This window comes from Mycobacterium sp. NGS69, from assembly GCF_059812165.1.
In genome coordinates this window covers 365440-386393 of record NZ_JCALCD010000007.1, presented here as the reverse complement: position 1 = coordinate 386393, position 20954 = coordinate 365440, and the positions used below count along the sequence as shown (strand labels likewise).

The window sequence follows — 20954 nt, the reverse complement described above, 5'->3', positions numbered from 1 at the left end:
CCGACAGGTGTTTCCGCAGCGGCGAGCCGGATGGCCGCAGCGCGCGGTGCGGCGCACAATCGGTAGGGTCATGGTGCTGGTCTCCTTTTGCGACAGAGAGTTCGATGGATGCGTTCACCTTCTTGACGACTCCCGTGCGGAAAAGGTGACCCATGAGCGCACCGAAGGATCTGGCGGATATCGCGCAACGGTTCGACGCGGACCGACGACACCTGAGGTCGGTCGCGTATCAGCTGCTCGGGTCGGTGGCCGACGCCGACGACGCGGTCCAGTCGGCGTGGCTGAAGGCCAGCCGCAGCGGATTCGAAGCCCTCGCGGACATCGACAACCTCACCGGCTGGTTCACCACCATCACCGCCCACGCCGCCGTCGACCAGCTCCGGGCGCGGGGGCGGCGCGCCGAGCAACCGCTCGGCGATCCCACCGAGCTGGACCGCCTCGTGGGGACCGCGTCGGCGCCGGCTGACGAGGGCGCGCTGCTCGCGGACTCGGTCGGCAGCGCGCTGCTCGTCGTGCTCGACCGGCTCTCACCCGCGGAGCGGGTGGCGTTCGTGCTGCACGACGTGTTCGCCATGCCGTTCGAGAAGGTCGCCGCCCTGCTGGACCGGTCGCCGGCCGCGGCGAAGAAACTCGCAAGCCGGGCCCGCGGGCGCCTGCACGCCCGTCCGGCGGTCGAACCGGCCCGCGCGGCCAGGCACCTCGAGGTCGTCGAGGCGTTTTTGGCGGCCTCCCGCGGCGGCGATATCGCCACCCTGCTCGAGCTGCTGGCTCCCGACGTGGTGCGCCGGGTCGACCCGGCGCTGGTCCCCGCCGACGTGCCGACCGAGGTGCGCGGGGCGCGGGAAGTGGCCGAGGAGACCCGCCGCTTCACCCGGCGCGCACGGGCCGGTGTGGTCCTGCTCATCGACGGCATCCCCGGCGTCGTGCTCGCGCTGCGCGGGCGCGCGCAGGCCATGCTGCGGATCGCCATCGGCCCCGACGACCGCATCCACACCATCGACATCACCGGCGATCCCGACCGGCTGCGCCGGGCCGTTCTCACGCTCCCGGTTACCGGGCAAGATCGGGAGCACCATGCTCGATAAGCCGTTCGGGCGACGAGGCCTGCTGCGCGGCGCTGGCGCGCTCACCGCGGCGTCGCTGGCGCCCTGGACCGCCGGCTGCGCTCACGACGACGACGCGCTGACCTTCTTCTTCGCCGCCAATCCCGAGGAGCGGGATCGCAGGATGCGCATCGTCGACGAATTCCAGCGCCGCCATCCCGACATCAAGGTCCGGGCGGTGTTATCCGCGCCGGGCGTGATGCAGCAGTTGTCGACGTTCTGCGCCGGCGGCAAATGCCCGGATGTGCTCATGGCGTGGGAATTGACCTACGCCGAGCTGGCCGACCGCGGGGTCTTGCTGGACCTCAACACCATGCTGGGTCGCGACCAGGCCTTCGCGGCGGAACTGAAGTCAGACGGCATCGAGTCGCTGTACGACACCTTCGCGTTCAACGGGGGCCAGTACGCACTCCCGGAGCAATGGTCCGGAAACTTCCTGTTTTACAACAGACGGCTTTTCGCCGAGGCCGGCGTCGCGCCGCCGCCCGGAACGTGGGAGCGGCCGTGGACTTTCGCGGAATTCCTCGACAACGCCCGCGCCCTGACCAAGAGAAACGGATCGGGGCGCACCACCCAATGGGGCTTCGTCAACATGTTTGTTTCGTACTACTCGGCCGGGCTTTTCGCCATGAACAACGGGGTGCCGTGGTCCACCCCGCTGAAGAACCCCGTCCACTTCAACTTCGGCGACGACGCCTTCATCGAGGCGGTGCAGTTCTACGCCGACCTGGCCAACAACCACAGGGTGGCGCCCAACGCATCCGAGGTGCAGTCGATGTCCACGCCCGATCTGTTCGCGGCGGGCAAGGCGGCGATGGCGCTCGGTGGCCACTGGCGATACCAGACGTTCATTCGAGCCGACGGCCTGGATTTCGATGTCGCGCCGTTGCCAGTGGGACCCCGCCGAACGGGACAGGCCGCCCGCTCCAACATCGGTTCCACCGGGCTGGCCATCTCCGCGAGCAGTCAACGCAAGGAGCAGGCGTGGGAATTTGTGAAGTTCGCGACCGGCCCCGTCGGCCAGGCGCTGACCGGTGAATCCACCCTGTTCGTGCCGGTGCTGCGCTCCGCGCTCAACTCAACCGGATTCGCCGAATCACACCACAGGATCCGCAACCTCGACGTGCTCACCCAAGGGCCGGCGTCGTCGGACGGGATGCCGGTCACCCCGGCGTGGGAAAAGATCGTCGCACTGATGGACCGTAGCTTCGGACCCGTGCTGCGCGGATCCCGCCCGGCGACGTCGCTGACCGCGCTGTCGCCCGCGCTCGACGAGGTGCTGCGCACGCCATGACATCGGTTGACACGCCCACGGTGTCCGGTCCGTCCCGGCGACGCGCCCGCGCCGGTCGCCTGTTCGTCGCACCCAATTTGGCCGCGGTCGCGGTGTTCATGCTGTTTCCGCTCGGATTCTCGCTCTACATGAGCTTCCAGCGGTGGGACGTCTTCAGGCCACCGAAGTTCGTGGGCCTGAAGAATTTTGAAGAGCTGTTCACCTCTGACCCGCTGTTTCTGATCGCGATCCGCAACACCGTGATCTTCACCCTTGGCACCGTTGTGCCGACCATCCTGATCAGCCTCGTGGTGGCCGGTGTGCTGAATCGGAAAGTCAAGGGCATCGGCGTTTTTCGCACGATCGTCTTCCTGCCTCTGGCCATCTCGTCGGTGGTGATGGCGGTCGTGTGGCAGTTCGTCTTCAACACCGACAACGGGCTGCTCAACATCATGCTCGGCTGGGTCGGGATCGGGCCGGTCCCGTGGCTGGTCGACCCCAAGTGGGCCATGGTTTCGTTGTGCATCGTCAGCGTCTGGCGCAGCGTGCCGTTCGCCACCGTCATCCTGCTCGCGGCGATGCAGGGGGTTCCCGAAAGCCTCTACGAGGCGGCCAGGATCGACGGCGCGGGCGAGATACGGCAATTCGCGTTCATCACGGTGCCGCTGATCCGCGGGGCGATGTCGTTCGTGGTGGTGATCTCGATCATCCACGCGTTCCAGGCGTTCGACATGGTCTACGTCCTCAACGGCGCGAACGGCGGGCCCGAAAGCGCGACCTATGTGCTGGGCATCATGCTGTTCCAGCATGCGTTCTCCTTCCTGGAATTCGGCTACGCGTCGGCGCTGGCCTGGGTGATGTTCGCGATCTTGCTGGTGCTGACCGTGGTGCAGTTGCGCCTCACGCGGCAGCGTTCTTTGGGGGCTTCCGGTGGTCTTGGCTGAGCGGGTGTTCAAGCGCAACGTCTTTCGCGCCGTGCTGGTGTACACCGCGCTGATCGCGATCGCGTGGTGCTGGCTGTTCCCGATCGCCTGGGCGGTGTCCGGCTCGCTGAAAAGGGAGGGCGAGGTGACCGAGCCGCGGCTCTTGCCGGCGCATCCGCGGTGGTCCAACTACACCGAGGTGTTCTCGCTGATGCCGTTCTGGCGCATGTTTTTCAACACCGTGCTGTACGCCGGGTGCGTCACGGCCGGGCAGGTCTTCTTCTGCTCGCTGGCGGGATATGCGTTCGCGCGACTGCAGTTTCGGGGCCGGGAGACGTTGTTCGTGTTGTACCTGGGCACGCTGATGGTGCCGCTGACGGTGACGGTGATCCCGCAGTTCATCCTGATGCGGACCCTGGGCTGGGTGGACACCCCGTGGGCGATGATCGTGCCGGGCCTGTTCGGCAGCGCCTTCGGCACCTATCTCATGCGGCAGTTCTTCCGCACGCTGCCGACCGAGCTCGAGGAGGCGGCGATCCTGGACGGTTGCTCCCCGTGGCAGATCTACTGGCGCATCCTGTTGCCGCACGCCCGGCCGGCGGTGCTGGTGCTCGCGGTGCTCACCTGGGTCAACGTCTGGAACGACTTCTTGTGGCCGCTGTTGATGATTCAGCGCAACAGCCTGGCGACGCTGACGCTCGGCCTGGTCAGGCTGCGCGGCGAATACGTCGCCCGCTGGCCGGTGATCATGGCCACCTCCATGCTGATCATGGTGCCTTTGGTCGTCATCTACGCCTTCGCCCAGCGCTCCTTCGTCCGCGGCATCGCCGTCACCGGAATGAACGGATAGCCATGGCATCGGTCAGTTTCGAGCGGGCGACGCGGCGCTATCCGGGTGCGGATCGGCCCGCGCTGGACAGCCTCGATCTCGACGTCGGGGACGGCGAATTCGTCGTCCTGGTCGGACCGTCCGGCTGTGGCAAGACGACCTCGCTGCGGATGGTGGCCGGACTGGAGACGCTGGACGCCGGGCGCATCCGGATCGGGGACCGCGACGTCACCGATGTCGACCCCAAGGATCGCGATGTGGCCATGGTGTTTCAGAATTACGCGCTCTACCCGCACATGACCGTGGCGCAGAACATGGGCTTCGCGTTGAAGATCGCCAAGACCCCGAAAGCCGAGATTCGCGAGCAGGTTCTGGCCGCGGCGAAACTGCTTGACTTGCAGCCCTATCTGGATCGCAAGCCCAAAGACCTGTCCGGCGGGCAGCGCCAGCGGGTGGCCATGGGGCGAGCGATCGTGCGGCGCCCGCAGGTGTTCCTGATGGACGAGCCTTTGAGCAATCTCGACGCCAAGTTGCGCGTGCAGACCCGCAACCAGATCGCCGCGCTGCAGCGACGGCTCGGCACCACCACCGTGTACGTCACCCATGACCAGGTCGAGGCGATGACGATGGGGGACCGGGTCGCCGTGCTCTGCGACGGGGTGCTGCAACAGTTTGCGACGCCGCGCGAGCTCTACCGCAACCCTCAAAACGTATTCGTCGCGGGGTTCATCGGGTCCCCGGCGATGAACCTGTTCACCCTGCCCATCGCGGACTCTTCGGTGTCGCTGGGGGACTGGCCGATCCGGGTGCCGCGTGAGATCGACGGTACCGCAAGCGAGGTCGTCGTGGGTGTTCGCCCCGAACACTTCGAACTGGGCGGCCTCGGCGTCGAGATGGAAGTCGACGTGGTCGAGGAGCTGGGGGCCGATGCCTATCTCTACGGCCGAATCACGGGGTCGGGCAAGGTGATCAGCCAACCCGTCGTCGCGCGCGCCGACGGGCGTCAACCGCCGGAGAAGGGCAGCCGGGTGCGCCTGCATCCCGAACCCGGGCACTTGCACTTCTTCGGCACCGATGGCCGCAGAATTTGTTGAGCAGCTATGCGCTCGCGCACCCGATCGCGTGCAGCCGACGTTGCACGCGCGCGATGTCATCGTCGGAGGGCATCGCGTTGGTGACGTGGGTGATCGCCACCCCGACATCGGCGCTGCTGATCGGCGCACATCTGCGCATGATGAGTTCTCTTGTGATGGTGTTGATCTCGTCGTTCGATACGCGCCGGTGCGACAAAGCCGCCAGCGGCGCGAAACCGGTCGCCGGCATGCCGGTGGGGTACCCGGCGCGCAAAAAAGCGACGATGCTCGAAACCCAATGGGACAGGTCCATAACGTCCACCTCGCTCACCGCCACACGCTGTGCATTAGCGGCACTTAGCAACCTAGCAGCGGCAACGCCATCAGCCCGGTAAGACCACGCAGTTACTTACGACTAATTTATGGATTTTTCAGACTTGCGGCCGAACCCTTAGTGGTTTACCAATTTCGACACGGTGGCGCGCCGCAACCCTGTTTGGCCGCAACGCTTCCTAGGATTGCCGGGTGGTTGATCGCTATGGAACTGATGTCCTCGCCGCGGGCCGGCGCAAGCCCCGTTCGACCGAGCACCCGGCCGATCTCGGCCTGGTCGTCGAGGACGCCGAAACCGGCTATGTCGGTGCGGTGGTGCGAGTGGAATACGGCCGCGTCGACCTGGAGGACCGGCACGGTCACACCCGCGGCTTTCCGCTCGGCCCAGGCTTTTTGCTCGAGGGGCGCCCGGTGATCCTCACCGCGCCGCGCCGCGCGGCACCCGCCACCGCGGGCAGGACGGCGTCCGGCTCAGTCGCGGTGCCCGGCGCGCGTGCCCGGGTCGCCCGGGCGGGCCGGATCTACGTCGAGGGCCGCCATGACGCCGAACTGATCGCACAGGTATGGGGCGACGACCTGCGCATCGAGGGCGTCGTCGTCGAGCACCTCGGTGGCATAGACGATCTGGTGGGCATCGTGGCGGAGTTCGGGCCCGGCCCGGGGCGCCGGCTGGGCGTCCTCGTCGACCACCTCGTCGCGGGTTCGAAGGAGACGCGGATCGCCGAGGCGGTGCGCCGCGGACCGGGCGGGGGAGACACCCTGGTCGTCGGCCACCCCTACGTCGACATCTGGCAGGCCGTGAAACCGCAGCGCCTCGGCCTGGAGGCCTGGCCGGAGGTCCCGCGGCACGTCGAGTGGAAGCACGGTGCCTGCGAGGCGCTGGGCCTGCCGCACGCCAACCAGGCCGATATCGCCCGGGCGTGGCGCCGCATCCGCTCGAGCGTGCGCGACTGGAACGACCTGGAACCGGCGCTCATTGGCCGCGTCGAGGAGCTCATCGACTTCGTGACTCAACTGTCCAGCGAGTGACCGGGCGGTTACATCCCGGGGAATCAACGGCCCCAACGTGATTCAGCGACTGTCCTCCGTCCCGGCCAGTTGAGGACTAAAGCCTCACGACCGACGCCCCGCCGCCCGATAGCGTCGCTGGTGACGAAGGGAGAACGAAGTGTCTGAATCCGTGAAACGCCTGGGCATCGTCGTCGCGGTCGACGGCTCGCCCGCATCGAATGCCGCCGCGTGCTGGGCGGCACGCGAGGCGGCAATGCGGAACGTTCCACTGACCGTCGTCCACGCGGTGGCAACCCCCACCGCGACCTGGCCGCCGGTTCCGTACCCGGAATCGCTGGCGGTACGGCTGGAGGACGACGGCAAGAAGGCCATCATGCACGCCATGAAGATCGCCGAGGATGCGATGCCGGAGGACGGAAAGGTCGCCATCGGCCGGGAATTGGTCTACTCAACCCCGGCGCCGACCCTGATCGAGATGTCCAATGAGGCGGAAATGGTCGTCGTGGGCACCTCCGGGCGGGGCTTGTTGGCCCGCGGCGTGCTCGGATCGGTCAGCTCGACCGTGGTGCGGCATGCGACGTGTCCGGTGGCGGTCATCCGCGACGAGGATCTGCCCGACCAGAACGCTCCGGTCCTGGTCGGAATCGACGGCTCGCCGACGTCCGAACACGCGACCGAGCTGGCGTTCGACGAGGCCTCCCGTCGGGGCGTCGACCTGGTCGCCCTGCATGCGTGGAGTGACGTCACGACCGAAGTTCCATTCCTGGATTGGGCGACCGTGGAGGAGGAGGGGCAGCGCAGTCTCGGCGAAGCCCTGGCGGGCTGGGGCGAACGCTACCCGGATGTGACGGTGCGCCGAGTGATCGTGCGCGACCGGCCGGCGCACCACCTCATCGAGGCGGCGGAATCGGCCCAACTAATCGTGGTCGGCAGCCACGGCCGGGGCGGTCTCACGGGCATGCTGCTGGGCTCCGTCAGCAACACGCTGCTGCATTCGGTCCGGATTCCGGTGATCGTCGCCAAGCCGGCGCCGGCGGCCTAGCGCCTTCCCCCACCGCGAGCAGACGCAGAATCGCACGCCCAAGCCGTTTCGCGTGCGATTCTGCGTCTGCTCGGCGGTTCAGCGCGCGTGCAGGACGGTGGCCGCCCATCCGCACAGCGCGGCGAGGTCGCGACCGGCGCGCATGACCGTCCCGTCGGGGCGCACCAACGCCGCGGTGGCGCGGTCACCGCGCAGCCACGTTTCGAGCGCGCTGCCGGGTTCGGCGGCCACGACAACAACGCCGCGGCGCCGAAGGAGGGCCTCGTCGCCGGCGCTGGGCTGGATTGCGGTGATCAACGCGAAATCGGTGCCGACGACGTCGTCGAGCCGCCGACCGTTGGGCAGCAGGGGGTTCGGGCACAGCGTGCCGGCCAGCTGGCGCGGTCGGCGCGGTTTGAACACCAGCGCGGAGGCCCGCAGTGCCGGTGTCGTCGAGTCGATCACCTTGTCGCGCAGGCCGGGGATCAACCGCAGCCGGGGCAGCACCAGGCGACGCGCTGCGCTGCCCAGCCGCCCGCCGCCGGTCATCGCCCACCCGACGCCCAGCGCGAGCCGAATCATGTGCCGGGCGTGCGGCTTGCGTTCCTGCTCATAGGAATCGAGAACGCTTGCGTCGAGCGTGCCGTTGCGAACCCCGGCGAGCTTCCAGGCCAGGTTGGCCGCGTCCCGCATTCCGGCGCACAAGCCCTGCCCGATGAATGGGGGAGTGAGGTGCGCGGCGTCGCCGAGGATGAAGACGTTGCCGCGCCGCCACCGATCGGCGAGCTGCGCGCGGAACGTGTACTCGGTGATGCGCAGCAGCGTCATCTCCGAGTCGGCAACCTCGGCGACCCAGGGCGCGATCAACGGTCGCAACGCCGCCAACGTGCCGAAGTGGTCGGCGGTTTCGCCGTCCAGCAACCGGAACTCCCACCGATAGCGGCCGGGTCCGATGCGCATGTAGGTTCCGGCGCGCACCGGGTCGCACACCTGGTGCACCCCGTCCCACTGCTGCAGGTTGGAGTCGCTGGCGATGTCGACCACCAGCCACCGCTGCTCGAACTTCAAATTCCGCATGGCCGAGTCGATTTCGGTGCGCACGATGCTGTTGGCGCCGTCACAGCCCAACACATAGTCGGCGTCGATATGGTGCACCCGGCCATCGGTTCGGTCGCTGAAGGTGACCCGGGCGCCGCGCCCGGTGTCGCGTACGGCGGTGACCTCGGCGTTGCCGCGCAACTCGGCGTTCGGATACCGCTTGAGGTTCGTGCGGAGCAGCACCTCGAACTCGGGTTGGTCGAACATGTTGGCCTGGGGAAACCCGTTGCGACTCTGGCTGGGCTCGCGGTGGAACTCGCCGAGCACCCGGAACCGGTTGTCCACCAACCGCAAACCGAGGGTGGGCCGCGAGATCGCCGCGAACTCGTCGGCCATGCCGAGTCGCGCGATGACGCGATAGATCTCGTCGTCCAAGTGCACGGCGCGCGGCTGCGGGTACACGTCGGGCCAGCGGTCGAGGATCAGACTGTCCACCCCGTGCTGTGCCAGCAGGGTGGCCGCCGTGACACCGGTCGGTCCGGCGCCGACGATCACCACCGGAACGTGCGGAACGGCGTTGTCGCTCACTTGAACCGGACTTCGGTGCGCTGCGTGCCGAGGTCGATGGCCCCGTCGTCGGTGGCCACCGATGCCTCCACGACGTCGCCGTCGTTGAGGTAGTTGCGGTTGCCGGCCTGACCTTTGAAGAACATCTTCCATTTCACTGCAGGCGGCAACAGGTTCGAGATCATCTGCACCGGCTTGGGCGGAGCGCTGAGCGCGGTGCCGACCGGGGTTCCGGTGAGCACCAGGTCGCCGGGAGCGAGTTCCTGAAACTGGGTGAGCGATTGCAGTGCTTCCAGCGGCCGATAGAGCATGTCGCCGTCGACGAGTGCGTTTTGCCGCTCCTGCCCGTTGACGCTCAGCCGCAGCCGCAGATCACCGAAACGGTCGAGCTCCTCGGCCGTCAGCAGCACCAGCTCCGGACCGACCGGCGTGAACGTCGGATAGGACTTGGCCTCGTAGAACTGGGTTTGGGGAAGCTGGATGTCGCGCGCGGAAACGTCGTTCGTCACGACCAGCCCGGCGATGAATTCGGCGAGGTTGGCTTCGGAAATCGTTGTGCCGATGGGGACTTCGCGGCCGATGACCAGCCCGATCTCCACTTCGTAGTCGAGGAACCTGACGTGCGCGGGTTTGACGATCTCGTCGAACGGACCGGTGATCGACGCCGACGCCTTGCGGAAGAACGTCAGCGGTATGGATGCGGGGTCCATCCCGGCGTCTTTGACGTGTGACGCGAAGTTGGTCATCTGTGCGATCACCCGGCAGGGCCGGGTGACGGGGGAGACCAATGCCAGGCTGTCCACCGCGACGGGCTCGCCGCCGGCGGCGGCGGCGATGGCGGCGCGGTCGGCCAGGAGGGCCCCGGTGGTGGTGGCGGCGGTGTCGATCTTGACGGCGCCGTTGGGGGTCTTGAGAAACCAAGCGTCGAGGGTGTGCAGCACGGAAATTGTCATGAGGTGGGCACTTTCAGTAGGCCGGCAACGCGGTTGACATCGAATTCATTGCGTGCACGCAACGCGCTGATGATCGAAACCAGCTCACGGGGAACCGATTTCAGGTCCGTTCCGAGGAAGTCCCTGGTCGCAGGCGGCCCCCACTGGGCCAGTCCGGACGCGCTGAAGGGCGCCCATCCCGGTTCGAGGGTGTTGTCGAACAGGTCGCCGTCGGCGAAGTGCTCGACCAGGAAACCGTCGGGATCGCGCCAGTAGTCGAAGATTTGGCTGCCCTGGATGTGCCTGCCGATTCCCCACGAGCGGAAATATCCTCGGTCCTTGAGGTATTCGCCGCCGGCGGCCAGCGCGTCCAGGTCGCTGACCTGGTATGCCGAGTGCACGTAACGGTTGGCCGGCCCTAGGGCCATCGCCAGCGTGTGGTGATCGGCCGGAGTCGCTCCTCGGTCGCACCGGATGAAGCTCATGGTCGGGCCGCGGTCGCGCTGGCCCGGGAAGAACATGAAGTCGCTGACTATCAGTCCCAGGTTGTGCAGGTACCAATCCAGCGCCTCGAGGTACTTCGTCGACTGGACCACCAGGTGGCCCAGCCGCTGCACCCGGGCCGGCACGCGCGGGGGGCGTTGGGTGGCGTTGGTCCGCGGCGCGTCGGATCCGAAGTTGAACGTGTGAGGCCGCTGGCCGGGCAGCTCGGGCAGCTCGTGCATGCCGGCGACGACGCGGACCGGCACGCCGCTGGGGTCGACGAGGTCGACCGCCACCCCGCCGATGCTCTCTGGCAGCCGCCGCACCGGGGCGCCGGCCTTGTCGGCCAGGCGCAGCACATCGGCGTCGTCGCAGGCGCGGAACGCCACGCCGGTGAATCGGCTGCGCGGCCCGCGGCGGAGGAGCACGCATGGCACGCCGGCCTGCGTCCCGCGCAGGTGCAGCTCGTCAGGGTGCGGCCGCGCGGTTTGGAAGCCGAAGGCGCGGGCGAAAGCCTCGGCGCGGGTGAGGTCGGGCTTTTCGAACTCGAGCCAGGCGAGGTCGGCGACCTTGATCACCGGATTGCGGCAGCGTCCGGGGTGTTCGCCGGGCAGCGCTCCCTGCTCGCTGTGCAGGTCCCGGTGGGCGGGTGTCGTGTTCATGGGCCATCTCCAAGGTAACTGACGAAATCGTCACATACTCGCGCCGCGCCGTCAAGACTTATCTGACGAAATCCTCAAAAGTGATGCATACTGCTAAAGGTGAGCGCCATGCCCGAAGATCCCGACCCGCCCAGCCGCCTGGAACGACGCAAGCAGCGCACCAGGGCGGCGCTGATCGGGGCGGCCCAGCGGCTGATCGCCGAAGGAAAACTGAACGTGCCTGTCCTGGAGATTACCCAGGCGGCCGACGTGGGGATGGGCTCCTTCTACAACCACTTCGACAGCAAGGAGCAGCTGTTCGAGGCCGCGGTCGCCGACGTGCTCGACGCGCACGGAGCGATGCTGGACCGGCTGACCGAGTCGATCGACGACCCCGCGGAGACCTTTGCCACCAGCTTCCGGCTGATCGGCCGGCTGTTCCGCCGGCGCCCGCAGGAAAGCGAGATCCTGCTCGCCAACGGGCTGGCGTTGCTGTCGTCCGATCGCGGCCTGGCGCCCCGGGCACTGCGCGACATCAAGGCCGGCGTCGACTCGGGGAGGTTTTCGGTCGACGACCCCGAACTTGCCCTCTGCATGGCGGGCGGCGCGCTGCTAGGGCTGGGAAAGCTGTTGCGTGACAACCCGGATCGCGACGATGCGGCGGCCGCCGACAGCGTCACCGAAAGCGTGCTGCGTCTTTTCGGGCTCAGCGCCAAGGACGCCCGCGCGGTCTGTCAACGACCGCTGCCCGACGACCCGTTTGCCGGGACCTAGCAAGCCGTCAGGCCCCTTTTCGGGCGTCGTCCCCGGTGGCCGACACGATGTGCGCCACCAGCTTGCCGCCGCGGATGACCTCGATGGTGTGGCCCGCCGCGACCTTGTCGAAGTAGCGCCCCGCGCGCTTGCGCAGCTCGTCGAGCTCGATCCGGCGACCGGCATCGCCGGGAAGCGGGGCCGCCGTCGCGTCGCCCGCCGCCACGATCCGCGCCAATATCCGGCCGCCACGGACGACATAGACCGTCTCGCCGGCCGCAACCCGGTCGAAGCACCGCCCGGCGCGGGTCCGCAGTTCCTCGAGCCCGACCCAGCCGCCCGCGTCGGACGGCGGGGCTTTGACGGATCGTGCCGGGATCGGGGCCACCCGCCAGTCGCCAACCGGCAGGATCCGCGCCACCAGCTTGCCGCGACGGACGACGTCGAGGGGCTCTCCAGCGGCAACCCGTTCGAGATACGCACACGCGTCGCTCCGGAGTTGGCCCAGGCCAATCACTTCCGGCATTTCGCTCCGATCTCCGTAATTCACCGACCGGGAGCGTTGCGTTCCGCGAACCCGACGATCTCCAAGTATATGACTGTACGTGCGGTCAGTGTCAATGGCCTGGTCAGGCGCGTTGACCTGGTCGGGAGAGCCCTGTGGTGCGTCGTCGCGCGGCCATGCGGGGAGGGCGAGGTTCCACCGATCCAGGAGTTGCGCTCAATCTAAAAGCGCTGTAGGCCAGCCGGATTCACCCGGATCCGCGTCAGCGGGGCGGCGCCAGCATGTCCTTCCACCCGTCGTCCCCGGTTTTGGTGGAATTTTCGACGGCGTACTTGACGCCGTCGGGCCCGACCAGTTCGCCGCTCTGCGGGCTGTAAACGGCCGCGGGAGGACCGCCCGGGCTGTACACGCAGGGGTTCGGCTGCTGCCCATTGCACTGGACGGTCCCCGAACCCGGGCGCTGCAACGGGTCGCTGACCGGGGGCGGTGTCCCGGGCACCCGGTCGGAGGGCGCCGGGTTCATGCCGTTGTTGACGGACGGCGCGGGTATCACCTGGCCCGGCTTGACCGGCTGATCGCAGCGCGCCGCGGGCGCGGGACAGGTCAGGGTCTGATTCGGGTCGCCGTACCACGGGTTGGTGCCCGCCGGGACGTACGGTTTGGGGTCGCGGCACTCCCGCGGCGTCGCGGCGCGTTTGCCGGGGACATCGACGCAGGGGAGGTTGCGCGCCCCGCGGACGGCGTTGGCCGGGGCGTCCTGAGGGATCTTGCAATAGGTTCCGGACGGCATCGGCGCCAGGCTGGTGTCCGCCGGCGATCGCCATTGCGGTGCGGGGAGGAACCCGGTCAGGCACGGCGGCGGCTGGTTGATCGTCAGCGAGGTGCCGAGCGACGCATAGCCGGGGAAGGGCGTCGTCACCGTCTGGCCCTCCGAGGCGCCCTGCGGGTAGGACACGAGCAACTGCTCGACGCCCTTGTGGTAGCGCTTGAGCATGTCGAGCACGATCTCGAGATTCGCCAGCGTCTGCGGCAGCGATTCGCGGACGTCGCCGAACACCGCGTTGACCTGATCGGCGGTCGGCGCGCCCTGCGTCAGGATGCTTTGCACATGCTGGTCGTTTTCCGCGCTCTGCGCGGCCAGGATGTCGAGGTTGTGCGACCACCGCTCGATCGAGTCACCCGAGTTGACCTGGCTGTCGATGATCGGCCCGGAGTTTTGGATGATGTCGTTGACGTCACCGATGTTGGTCTTGAAATCCCCGGCGAGCGCCTGGGTCGCGTCGACCAGCCGTTGCAGCGCGGGCCCCAATCCGCCTACGGCTTGGGCGGTTTCGTCGAGCAACGAGGAGATCTTCTCCTTGGGCAGCGCGGCGAGCCCGCGGTTCGCGGCGTCCAGCGCCGGACCGATGTCGGTGGGCACGGTGCCCTTGGTGATGGTCTGTCCGGGCTGGAAGTACTTGCCCGGGTTGCCGGGCGACACCAGGTCGATGTACTGCTCACCGACCGCCGACACCGAGTGCACGTTGGCCGTCGCGTCAATCGGGACCTTGAAGCGGTTGGCGATGCTCATGGTCACCCGCGCGCCCGACTGGGTCGGCTGGACGTCGATGACCCTGCCGATCGTTTCGCCGCGATATGCCACGTTGGCCGTCTTGTACAGACCGCCCGACGCCGGCAGGTCCGCCTGCAGGGTGTACTGGCCGATCCCCGCCGCGGTGGGGATCTGCAGGTAGTACCCGCCCAGCACGACCGCGGTGACGAAGCTCAGGATGGCGAACAGGATCAGCTGACGCTTGATGAAGGGGGTCAGCATTGGCCTCTGTCCGCCCTTTCCACCAGCGGCCCGCCCGGCGCGTCGTTCGGGTTCGGCGTGTAGCGGACGTCGGGGATCATCGTTTCGGGGTCGCGGCCCCACGATTGCTCGAGCGCGCGCAGCGCTCCGGAGAATCCCGTGCCGGTCAGGATCGCGTTGTCGACGGAGCTCATGGTCAGGTCGAGCGTGAGCGACAGGTTGAAGTAGTCGCCGCGGAACGCCTTCGGCACGGCGTCGACGTCGAAGGGCCGGACCAGGATCAGCTTGAGCGCGCGGATCAGATACGGCGCGGCACGGCCCAGTTCCCGCAACGGGCATTGCAGCGCCAGCAGGTCCTGGTGCAGGTCGCCCCGGGAGGCGGACAGGTATTGGTCGGCAACCTGGCTGAGCCGTCCCGTCGCGTCGACCGCGTTGATCAATAGGTTCTGTTTGTCGGCGAAATGCTTGAGCAGGGGCGGGAATTCGGTGAGGACCCGATCGATGACGTCCGAGCGGGGACCCACGTAGGCCAGCAGCCGGTTGGTGGAGTCGATGGCTCGGGTGATGTCATCGGTCTGCTCGTTGAGCCGGGCGGTGAACGTGTCCAGCTTGCCGAGGAAGGCGTGGATCTGGTCGGCCCGCCCGTGCACGATGTTGTAGACCTCGTCCTGCAGCGTTTCCAGGTTCGGGATGCCGCCCCCGCGCAGGATCATGGCGAGACTGGCCAGCGTCTGTTCGGTGGTGGGATACGCGGACGCGTTTTGCAGCGGGATGGTGTCGCCCGGCTTCAGCGGTTCCGGCGACGGGTTGGGCGGCGCGGCCAGCTCGATGTGTTGAGAACCCAGCAAGCTGGTCTGACCGATCTTGGCGGTGGCGTTCCGGGGCAACTTGACGCTCTTGTCCACCCGCAGCGTCAGCGTGGCGACCCAGTTCTTCAAAGCGATCGCCCGCACCGTGCCGACGAAGACGTCGGCCACCCGCACCCGGCTATTGTCGTTCAGGGCCAGCGTGTCGGGCATCTGGACGTAGATGACGTAGGAGCCGGGTCCGCTGCCCGGGCCGCCGGGCATCGGCACGTTCGCGATTCCGTGCCACTTCGCGCACGATGTCAGCGCCGCGGCGGCGACCAGCAGTGCCACCGCCTGCCGCGCCCGGTGCCGGACGCGAATGCCGAAGGCGCGCAGCGTGTTCACGATCCCAGTCCGGCCGATGCGGCCGCCTCGGCAGGCGGGGGTGTCGGTGCGACCGGCCCGGGAATCACGCCAGGCCCGGGCGCCGGCGGCGGGATTGGCACCTGCGGGGCGCGCACGCCGATGGGCGGCAGCACGGGGTTTTCGTCGTAGGCGTTCGGCGGTCCCGGCGGCGTCTGCAGCCCCGACTGCGGGGGTGCGATGTCCGGACCGCCCATCAGTTCGGCGAGCGAGTCGGGGGTCAACAGGCCGGCGGTGACCGGCCCCACCTGCTGCCCCTGCATACCCGGGGCGACGACCCAGCCGGGCTGGGTGTTGCGGTGCGACAACGGGGTATCGGGCACCCAGATCCCGGGCACGGTCGTGTCCTTGTACCCGTTCGGTGGCTGCAGCCGGGGTTCCGAGTAGGCGACTTCCTTGGGCAGCGTCTCGGCGGTGCTGAACAGGTTCAGCCCGAAGGGCAGGTAGTTGAACTTGATCGCGTCGAGGACCGGCGCCAGGTATTGCGCGCACAGTTCGGCGGAATCCTGGTAGCCCAGCCGGCTGCCGGCCTGAATCATGCTGCAGACGAACTGCATTGGGTTAGCGAAGTTCGGGATCGCCGGGATGGACATGACCGCGCCGTGCGTCGGGTGGTAGATCTGGCTGAGGTTCGTCTCCAGCGTCGGCAGGACGTGCAGGGCCGTCTCCAGACCATTCAGCGGATCGGGCTGGACCAGCGTGTTGGTCAGGGTGGCGAGGTTGTTGACATCGGTGGCCAGCACGCCGCGGTTCTTGTCCAGGAACGGCCGCAGCGTGCCGAGCAGGGAATCGAATTGCTGTATCGCAGTGGCCAGCTCACGATCGGACCCGGTCAGCTTGTCGGTGAACTGGGCCAGGTTCTGGTTCAGCGCGACGAACTGCTGGTCGTCTTTGTGCAGGGCGTTGACGAACTGCGCCAGGCTGTGGACCACCGCGAAGAAGTCGCCGCGGCCCTCGTTGAGCGCGGTCAACGCCCGCGACAGGCTGTTCAGCGTGGCGTTGATCTGCTTGCCCTTGCCGGCCAGCCCGTCGGCGAACGACTCGATGGCGTCACCGAACGGGCCCTTGGGCTGCTCGGGTGTCGGGCCCAACTTGTTGATGACATTGGCGACGCTCTGGCTCAGTTGGTCCCACTCCGTCGGGACCTGCGTGCGTTCGATGGGGATGACCGCGTTGTCGCCCATCACCGGGCCGCCTTTGTAGGGCGGCTCCAACTGAATGTTGCGCGACGCCACCAGGGTTGGGTTCACGATCACGGCGGACGCGTTGGCGGGCACCTTGTACTTGTTGTCGTAGTGGAACGTCACCCGCATCTTGTCGCCGGCCGGCTCGATCTTGTCGACCGCACCGACGCGGACGCCCATGATCTGGACCTTGTCACCGGCGTAGAGCGCGTTCGCCTGCGGGAAGTACGCGACGACGGTGTTTGTGGTCAGCTTGTTGTAGAGCTGCAAACCGAGGTACCCGGCGAGCAGAGCCAGCGCCACCACCAGCACCCCGATGACCCGGCGGCCCCGCAGGTTACGAAATGTGTTGACGGCACTCAATTCTGGCTACCTCCCGTGATGCCGCTGCCTCCCGTGCCGCCGGGGTTGATGAAGGGGGCCGGCAGCTGGTTTCCGGGTCCGGGAGGCGCGGGCGGCCCCGGCGGCAGGCCGGGCGCGAAGGTCGACGGCGGCGGTGGGGGACCGGCGGGTTGGAGGTTCTCGGTGCGCGCGCCCGGCGGCGCCTGGGTGGGCAGCGGCACCGGCGTGCCCGGCACGTCAGGGGGCGGTTCACCCGGACGCCCGGCGATCGCGATCCCCGGCGTCGGGGGCAGGCCGTTCGGGTTGGGCGGCGAGCCCTGCACGTCGATCGGTGCCGGGAAGCTGCCGCCGAACGGCCCGACGTTTACGCCCGTGCACGGCAACGGGTTCCACGGCCGCGGCAGCGCGTCGGCCGGAGGGGTGTACGAACACGCCGTGCCCGGCGGGACGGCCGGTCCCGGATGGTCCGGCGTGCCCTCCAGCACCGGAGGTGCCGGTGGGGGCGCCCCGTTCGGGAACCGGGTGCCGTTCGGGTCGGGCCAGCGGAACTCGGGCAGCCCGGCGCTGCGCCAGAAGTCCTCGGGGTCGATACCGCGCTTCTTGAAGGCGGCGTCGACGAACGGCTGCAGGATCCAGTACGGCAGCAGGTTGGACAGGACGATCTTGAAGTACGGTCCCGATGCGACGGATTCCCCCAGCGATGCGGCGAATTGGCTGACGTACGTGAGGGTTTGGGCCAGGTCGTCCTTGCGCGCCACCAGCACATCGGTGATGGCGTGCAACTGCTCCAGCACGGGGTTGAGGCTCGGGTTGTCGTTGATGAATCCCTGCACCTGCGTCGAGAAGGCGGAAACGTTTTGCAGCAGGGCGTCGATGGCCCGGCCGCGTTCGTTGAACGCGGCCAGCAGGGTCCTCGCGTTGACCAGCAATCGGTTGATCTGCTCGCTGCGGTCACCGAGCACGCCGGCCACCTGGTGGGCTTGAGCGAGCAGGTGCTTGATCTGTTCGTCGCGCTTACCGATGGTGTCGGAGAATTTGGTCAAACCGTCGAGCGTGGCGCTCAGGTGCGGATAGGTCTGGTCGATGGTCTCCGTCAAGACGTTCAGCGAGCGCTTTACGGTGTCGATGTCCCAGCCGGCGGCGGCCCTGGTGATGTCGAAGTTCGCGTCGTAGAGCTGATAGGGCGTGGTGCTCTGGCTCAGCGGCAAGACGCTGCCCGGCCGCAATATCTGGTTTCCCCGCGGCTCGATCTCGAGAACTTTCTTGCCCAGGATGGTGTCGGTCTTGATCGCGAGCCGGCTCTCGGTGCCGATGGTGTTCGCGCCGATGTTGAACTTGATCAGGACGTGGTCGCCGTCGATGTCGAAGGACTCCACCTTGCCGACATTCACGCCGGAGATGCGCACCTTGTCGCCCTTGTTCAGTTGGCCGGTGTCGGTGAACTGACCGTAGAAGCTCGGACTGGCGAAGATCATCGGCACGCTGGTGAAGCTTTGGCCCACGATGACGCCGAGGATCAACACCGTGATGCCCATGAGACCCACACGGCTGCGGTTGAATTCGGTCAGCGTTCTCATTGCGGCGAGCACCTGCCGGTGGGCTGCTGCCAGATCCTGACCGTCCGGACCGGGCCGCCGGCCTGCAGTCCGTTCCACTTGATCGTCAGGTCGCAGAGGTAGAAGTTCACCCAGTCGCCATACAGGCCGATGCTGCGTCCGATCAGGTTGAGCGCGGTCGGCGTCTTGTGGATCAGGTCGCTGAGCTGATCCCTCTGGTCGACGAGCGGCTGCTGCAGGGCCTGCAGGTAGTCGATCTCCTTGTGCAGCAGGGCGCGGTTGTCGGCCAGCAGGTTGGCCACCGTGCCGGCGGCGTTGCTGATGTTCGCGGTGCCGGCGGCCAACGGGTCCGCGTGGTTTTCCAGCCCGGTGATCAACCGCTCGAAGTTGTCGACGGTCTGGTCGAACTCCTTGCGATGCCGAACCGTGGTGTCCAGCACCACATTCAGGTTCTTGACCACCTCGCCGATCGCCTCGTCGCGTTCAGCCAGGTGTGAGGTGAGCTGCGCGGTCTGGTCGAGGATGTCGTTGATGGTGCCGCCCTGACCCTGGAACACGGTGATGATCGCCGACGCGATGGTGTTGACCTTTTCCGGATCCAGCGCCCGGAACAGGGGTTTGAAACCCCCGATCAGCGCGTCGAGATCCAACGCCGGTGACGTTCGCGACAGCGGGATGAATCCGCCCGGCGGCAGCACGCGGTCGGCGCCCGCCCCGTCGCCGCGTTTGAGTTCCAGGAAGCGGTTGGCGAACAGGTCGAGGTAGCGGATCTGGGCCGTCGTCGACTGGTAGAGCGGTATCGAGCGGTCGACGGCGAAGTCCACCTGCGCCTTGCGGCCGCCGTCGACCAGCCGCACCTTCTTGACCTTGCCGACCTCCACTCCCGATGCCCGGACGAACTGGCCGTCCTTGAGGCCGCTGGCGTTGCTGAACTCGGCGGTATAGGTGTTGGTGCGGTTGAAGCGCAGCTGGGCGAACACCACCACGATCGAGACGGTGATCAGTGACAGCACCAACGAGACGATGGCGAGCTTGATCGCGGAGCCGGTGATTTTCATGGGTTGATCGTGTTGTCCCCGACTTGGCGGCCCCAGACGTACTCGATGGCGTACGGCGAGCCGGTATCCAGGTGGTTGTATGGCGCAAGACTGGCGCCGGTGTCCAGCACCAGCTCGGGCGCGGGCCACAGGTCATGGGTGATGGCCTGCCAACAGCCCGGCGCACCCCCTGGGCCGCCGCGCGCGTTCACTCGGGGAAGATTGTCCGGGTACACATAAGGATTCGGCGCGCCGCCCACCAGCCCGGCGAGGCCTAACAGGCCCTGGGTGAGCACGGTGCCCGCCAGTCCCGGCAGCGTCAGGATGGCGCCCAGGCCCGACGTCAGCTCGGTCATGGTCCGCAGCGCGTAGCCGTTGCCGCCGCCCGTCGTCGCGAATGCCGCGGGTTCTTCGTCGTAGTAGTTGCGGATGGTGCAGAAGAATTCGGGACTGTAGGTGTCGAGCAGTTGGGCGGTGGGCACCAGATCGGCGACGCCCCGCTGGAAGTAGGGCCCGCCGCGTTTGAAGATGTCTTCGCCGGTGTTGCCCAAGCCGGCCGCTGCCAGCAACGCGGCGTCCAGGTCGGCCTCCTGTCGGTGCAGCGTGCGCGCCGTGATCACCGCGTGGTCGAGGGAGTCCAAAAGATCCGGCGCGGCGTTGGCGTAGGTGTCGCCCAGGGCTGCCAGCCCCTGAATGTCGTGGCGGACCTGCGGCATTTGCGGGTTGATGTCGTCGAGGATGGCGTTGCCGTTGACGATCGACTGCCCGAACTTGTCGCCCAGCCCGGTCAATGCCTGCGCGGCCGCGGCCAGCGTGAGGTTCACCTTGACCGGGTCCACCTTGTCCGCGATCGAAGTGATCGTGCCGAACAACGTGTTGAACTCCGTCGTCACCGAGCGTGCCTCGATGACCTGCTGTGTGGTAACGCGTTGCGGGGTAGGGTTTTTCGGAGAGGTCAACGACACATACTTGTTGCCGAACACCGTGGTCGCCTTGATATTGGCATCCACGTTGGCCGGGATCAGATCGATGTACTTGGGCTCGACGTCCAAGACGAACTTGGCCGCCGGCACGCCATCACGCTGGATCTGCGAAATGCTGGCCACCCGCCCGATTTCCACCCCGTTGTAGGTGACCTTCGAGTTCGGATCCATCACCAAACCCGAACGGGGGGCCACCATCGTCAATGGTGTCTTCGGCGTCAGCCGGCCCCGGAACTGCAGCCACACCAACGACAACACCACCGCCGCGACCACCAAGAACACCACGGCCGCCGTCTTGTACGGCGGGATCCGTGGTGGGTGATCCTTGACTTGCGGGGCCGGGGCCGTCGGGGTCGTCATGGCG

General features: G+C 67.4%; 19 protein-coding genes. 8 read left to right on the top strand and 11 right to left on the bottom strand.

Features of this window, described 5'->3' with window-relative positions:
* Window positions 1-152: 152 nt before the first annotated feature.
* Genes AC5Y2S_RS22405 through AC5Y2S_RS22385 form a run of 5 tightly spaced genes read left to right on the top strand, consistent with a single transcriptional unit; the run spans window position 153 to window position 5222 of the window.
* On the top strand, window positions 153-1085 hold the full coding sequence (locus AC5Y2S_RS22405; protein ID WP_499958440.1) for a sigma-70 family RNA polymerase sigma factor: 933 nt from the start codon (window positions 153-155) through the stop codon (window positions 1083-1085).
* Complete coding sequence (locus AC5Y2S_RS22400; RefSeq protein WP_499958439.1) at window positions 1075-2397, top strand: ABC transporter substrate-binding protein; 1323 nt, start codon at window positions 1075-1077, stop codon at window positions 2395-2397. The genes AC5Y2S_RS22405 and AC5Y2S_RS22400 overlap by 11 nt, the downstream gene beginning before the upstream one ends.
* A complete protein-coding gene (locus tag AC5Y2S_RS22395; protein ID WP_499958438.1) occupies window positions 2394-3320 on the top strand; it encodes a carbohydrate ABC transporter permease in 927 nt (308 codons plus the stop codon). The genes AC5Y2S_RS22400 and AC5Y2S_RS22395 overlap by 4 nt, the downstream gene beginning before the upstream one ends.
* Complete coding sequence (locus tag AC5Y2S_RS22390) at window positions 3307-4149, top strand: carbohydrate ABC transporter permease (RefSeq protein ID WP_499906281.1); 843 nt, start codon at window positions 3307-3309, stop codon at window positions 4147-4149. The genes AC5Y2S_RS22395 and AC5Y2S_RS22390 overlap by 14 nt, the downstream gene beginning before the upstream one ends.
* 2 nt (window positions 4150-4151) lie before the next feature.
* Entirely contained in the window at window positions 4152-5222 is a 1071-nt protein-coding gene (locus tag AC5Y2S_RS22385) for an ABC transporter ATP-binding protein (RefSeq protein WP_499958436.1), read from the top strand.
* Between the two features lie 4 nt (window positions 5223-5226).
* Here the strand turns inward: AC5Y2S_RS22385 and AC5Y2S_RS22380 are convergent, their stop codons facing one another.
* Window positions 5227-5514 (bottom strand): DUF3349 domain-containing protein, encoded by a 288-nt coding sequence (locus AC5Y2S_RS22380; RefSeq protein WP_499906417.1) that lies wholly within the window; start codon window positions 5512-5514, stop codon window positions 5227-5229.
* A gap of 212 nt (window positions 5515-5726) precedes the next feature.
* On the opposite strand from AC5Y2S_RS22380, the gene AC5Y2S_RS22375 reads away from it, so the two are divergent.
* Both AC5Y2S_RS22375 and AC5Y2S_RS22370 read left to right on the top strand, forming a co-directional pair.
* Entirely contained in the window at window positions 5727-6563 is an 837-nt protein-coding gene (locus tag AC5Y2S_RS22375) for a DUF3097 domain-containing protein (RefSeq protein ID WP_499958435.1), read from the top strand.
* 139 nt (window positions 6564-6702) lie between these two features.
* Complete coding sequence (locus tag AC5Y2S_RS22370) at window positions 6703-7587, top strand: universal stress protein (RefSeq protein ID WP_499958434.1); 885 nt, start codon at window positions 6703-6705, stop codon at window positions 7585-7587.
* 78 nt (window positions 7588-7665) lie between these two features.
* On the opposite strand, the gene mhpA is transcribed toward AC5Y2S_RS22370, so the two are convergent.
* The 3 genes from mhpA to AC5Y2S_RS22355 are packed head-to-tail and all read right to left on the bottom strand — an operon-like array spanning window position 7666 to window position 11248.
* Window positions 7666-9192, bottom strand: coding sequence for a bifunctional 3-(3-hydroxy-phenyl)propionate/3-hydroxycinnamic acid hydroxylase MhpA (gene mhpA / locus AC5Y2S_RS22365; protein WP_499958433.1), 1527 nt, complete (start codon window positions 9190-9192; stop codon window positions 7666-7668).
* Window positions 9189-10124, bottom strand: coding sequence for a fumarylacetoacetate hydrolase family protein (locus AC5Y2S_RS22360; RefSeq protein WP_499958431.1), 936 nt, complete (start codon window positions 10122-10124; stop codon window positions 9189-9191). Before AC5Y2S_RS22360 ends, mhpA begins: the two co-directional genes overlap by 4 nt.
* Window positions 10121-11248 carry a VOC family protein gene (locus AC5Y2S_RS22355; RefSeq protein ID WP_499958430.1) on the bottom strand — a complete coding sequence of 376 codons (1128 nt, stop codon included), beginning with the start codon at window positions 11246-11248 and terminating at the stop codon, window positions 10121-10123. Before AC5Y2S_RS22355 ends, AC5Y2S_RS22360 begins: the two co-directional genes overlap by 4 nt.
* Window positions 11249-11356: 108 nt before the next feature.
* On the opposite strand from AC5Y2S_RS22355, the gene AC5Y2S_RS22350 reads away from it, so the two are divergent.
* On the top strand, window positions 11357-12001 hold the full coding sequence (locus AC5Y2S_RS22350; protein WP_499958429.1) for a TetR/AcrR family transcriptional regulator: 645 nt from the start codon (window positions 11357-11359) through the stop codon (window positions 11999-12001).
* Between the two features lie 7 nt (window positions 12002-12008).
* Here AC5Y2S_RS22350 and AC5Y2S_RS22345 read toward each other — a convergent pair whose 3' ends face one another.
* The 7 genes from AC5Y2S_RS22345 to AC5Y2S_RS22315 form a co-directional block, all read right to left on the bottom strand.
* Window positions 12009-12506 carry a type II toxin-antitoxin system Phd/YefM family antitoxin gene (locus AC5Y2S_RS22345; RefSeq protein WP_499958428.1) on the bottom strand — a complete coding sequence of 166 codons (498 nt, stop codon included), beginning with the start codon at window positions 12504-12506 and terminating at the stop codon, window positions 12009-12011.
* 241 nt (window positions 12507-12747) lie between these two features.
* Window positions 12748-14298: an MCE family protein gene (locus AC5Y2S_RS22340; RefSeq protein ID WP_499958426.1), complete on the bottom strand. Its 1551-nt coding sequence runs from the start codon at window positions 14296-14298 to the stop codon at window positions 12748-12750.
* Complete coding sequence (locus tag AC5Y2S_RS22335; RefSeq protein ID WP_499958424.1) at window positions 14292-15470, bottom strand: virulence factor Mce family protein; 1179 nt, start codon at window positions 15468-15470, stop codon at window positions 14292-14294. The genes AC5Y2S_RS22340 and AC5Y2S_RS22335 overlap by 7 nt, the downstream gene beginning before the upstream one ends.
* Window positions 15467-17035 (bottom strand): virulence factor Mce family protein, encoded by a 1569-nt coding sequence (locus AC5Y2S_RS22330; protein ID WP_499958422.1) that lies wholly within the window; start codon window positions 17033-17035, stop codon window positions 15467-15469. Before AC5Y2S_RS22330 ends, AC5Y2S_RS22335 begins: the two co-directional genes overlap by 4 nt.
* Window positions 17032-18591, bottom strand: a complete 1560-nt coding sequence (locus AC5Y2S_RS22325; RefSeq protein WP_499958421.1) for a virulence factor Mce family protein — start codon at window positions 18589-18591, stop codon at window positions 17032-17034. Before AC5Y2S_RS22325 ends, AC5Y2S_RS22330 begins: the two co-directional genes overlap by 4 nt.
* Entirely contained in the window at window positions 18588-19628 is a 1041-nt protein-coding gene (locus tag AC5Y2S_RS22320; RefSeq protein WP_499958420.1) for a virulence factor Mce family protein, read from the bottom strand. The genes AC5Y2S_RS22325 and AC5Y2S_RS22320 overlap by 4 nt, the downstream gene beginning before the upstream one ends.
* A complete protein-coding gene (locus AC5Y2S_RS22315) occupies window positions 19625-20950 on the bottom strand; it encodes an MCE family protein (RefSeq protein WP_499958418.1) in 1326 nt (441 codons plus the stop codon). Before AC5Y2S_RS22315 ends, AC5Y2S_RS22320 begins: the two co-directional genes overlap by 4 nt.
* Between the last annotated feature and the right edge of the window lie 4 nt (window positions 20951-20954).

Coding starts and splice junctions, on each gene's coding strand:
- AC5Y2S_RS22405 (WP_499958440.1), top strand. CDS start 153: ATGAGCGCACCGAAGGATCTGGCGGATATCGCGCAACGGTTCGACGCG.
- AC5Y2S_RS22400 (WP_499958439.1), top strand. CDS start 1,075: ATGCTCGATAAGCCGTTCGGGCGACGAGGCCTGCTGCGCGGCGCTGGC.
- AC5Y2S_RS22395 (WP_499958438.1), top strand. CDS start 2,394: ATGACATCGGTTGACACGCCCACGGTGTCCGGTCCGTCCCGGCGACGC.
- AC5Y2S_RS22385 (WP_499958436.1), top strand. CDS start 4,152: ATGGCATCGGTCAGTTTCGAGCGGGCGACGCGGCGCTATCCGGGTGCG.
- AC5Y2S_RS22380 (WP_499906417.1), bottom strand. CDS start 5,514: ATGGACCTGTCCCATTGGGTTTCGAGCATCGTCGCTTTTTTGCGCGCC.
- AC5Y2S_RS22360 (WP_499958431.1), bottom strand. CDS start 10,124: ATGACAATTTCCGTGCTGCACACCCTCGACGCTTGGTTTCTCAAGACC.
- AC5Y2S_RS22355 (WP_499958430.1), bottom strand. CDS start 11,248: ATGAACACGACACCCGCCCACCGGGACCTGCACAGCGAGCAGGGAGCG.
- AC5Y2S_RS22350 (WP_499958429.1), top strand. CDS start 11,357: ATGCCCGAAGATCCCGACCCGCCCAGCCGCCTGGAACGACGCAAGCAG.
- AC5Y2S_RS22345 (WP_499958428.1), bottom strand. CDS start 12,506: ATGCCGGAAGTGATTGGCCTGGGCCAACTCCGGAGCGACGCGTGTGCG.
- AC5Y2S_RS22340 (WP_499958426.1), bottom strand. CDS start 14,298: ATGCTGACCCCCTTCATCAAGCGTCAGCTGATCCTGTTCGCCATCCTG.
- AC5Y2S_RS22325 (WP_499958421.1), bottom strand. CDS start 18,591: ATGAGAACGCTGACCGAATTCAACCGCAGCCGTGTGGGTCTCATGGGC.
- AC5Y2S_RS22320 (WP_499958420.1), bottom strand. CDS start 19,628: ATGAAAATCACCGGCTCCGCGATCAAGCTCGCCATCGTCTCGTTGGTG.
- AC5Y2S_RS22315 (WP_499958418.1), bottom strand. CDS start 20,950: ATGACGACCCCGACGGCCCCGGCCCCGCAAGTCAAGGATCACCCACCA.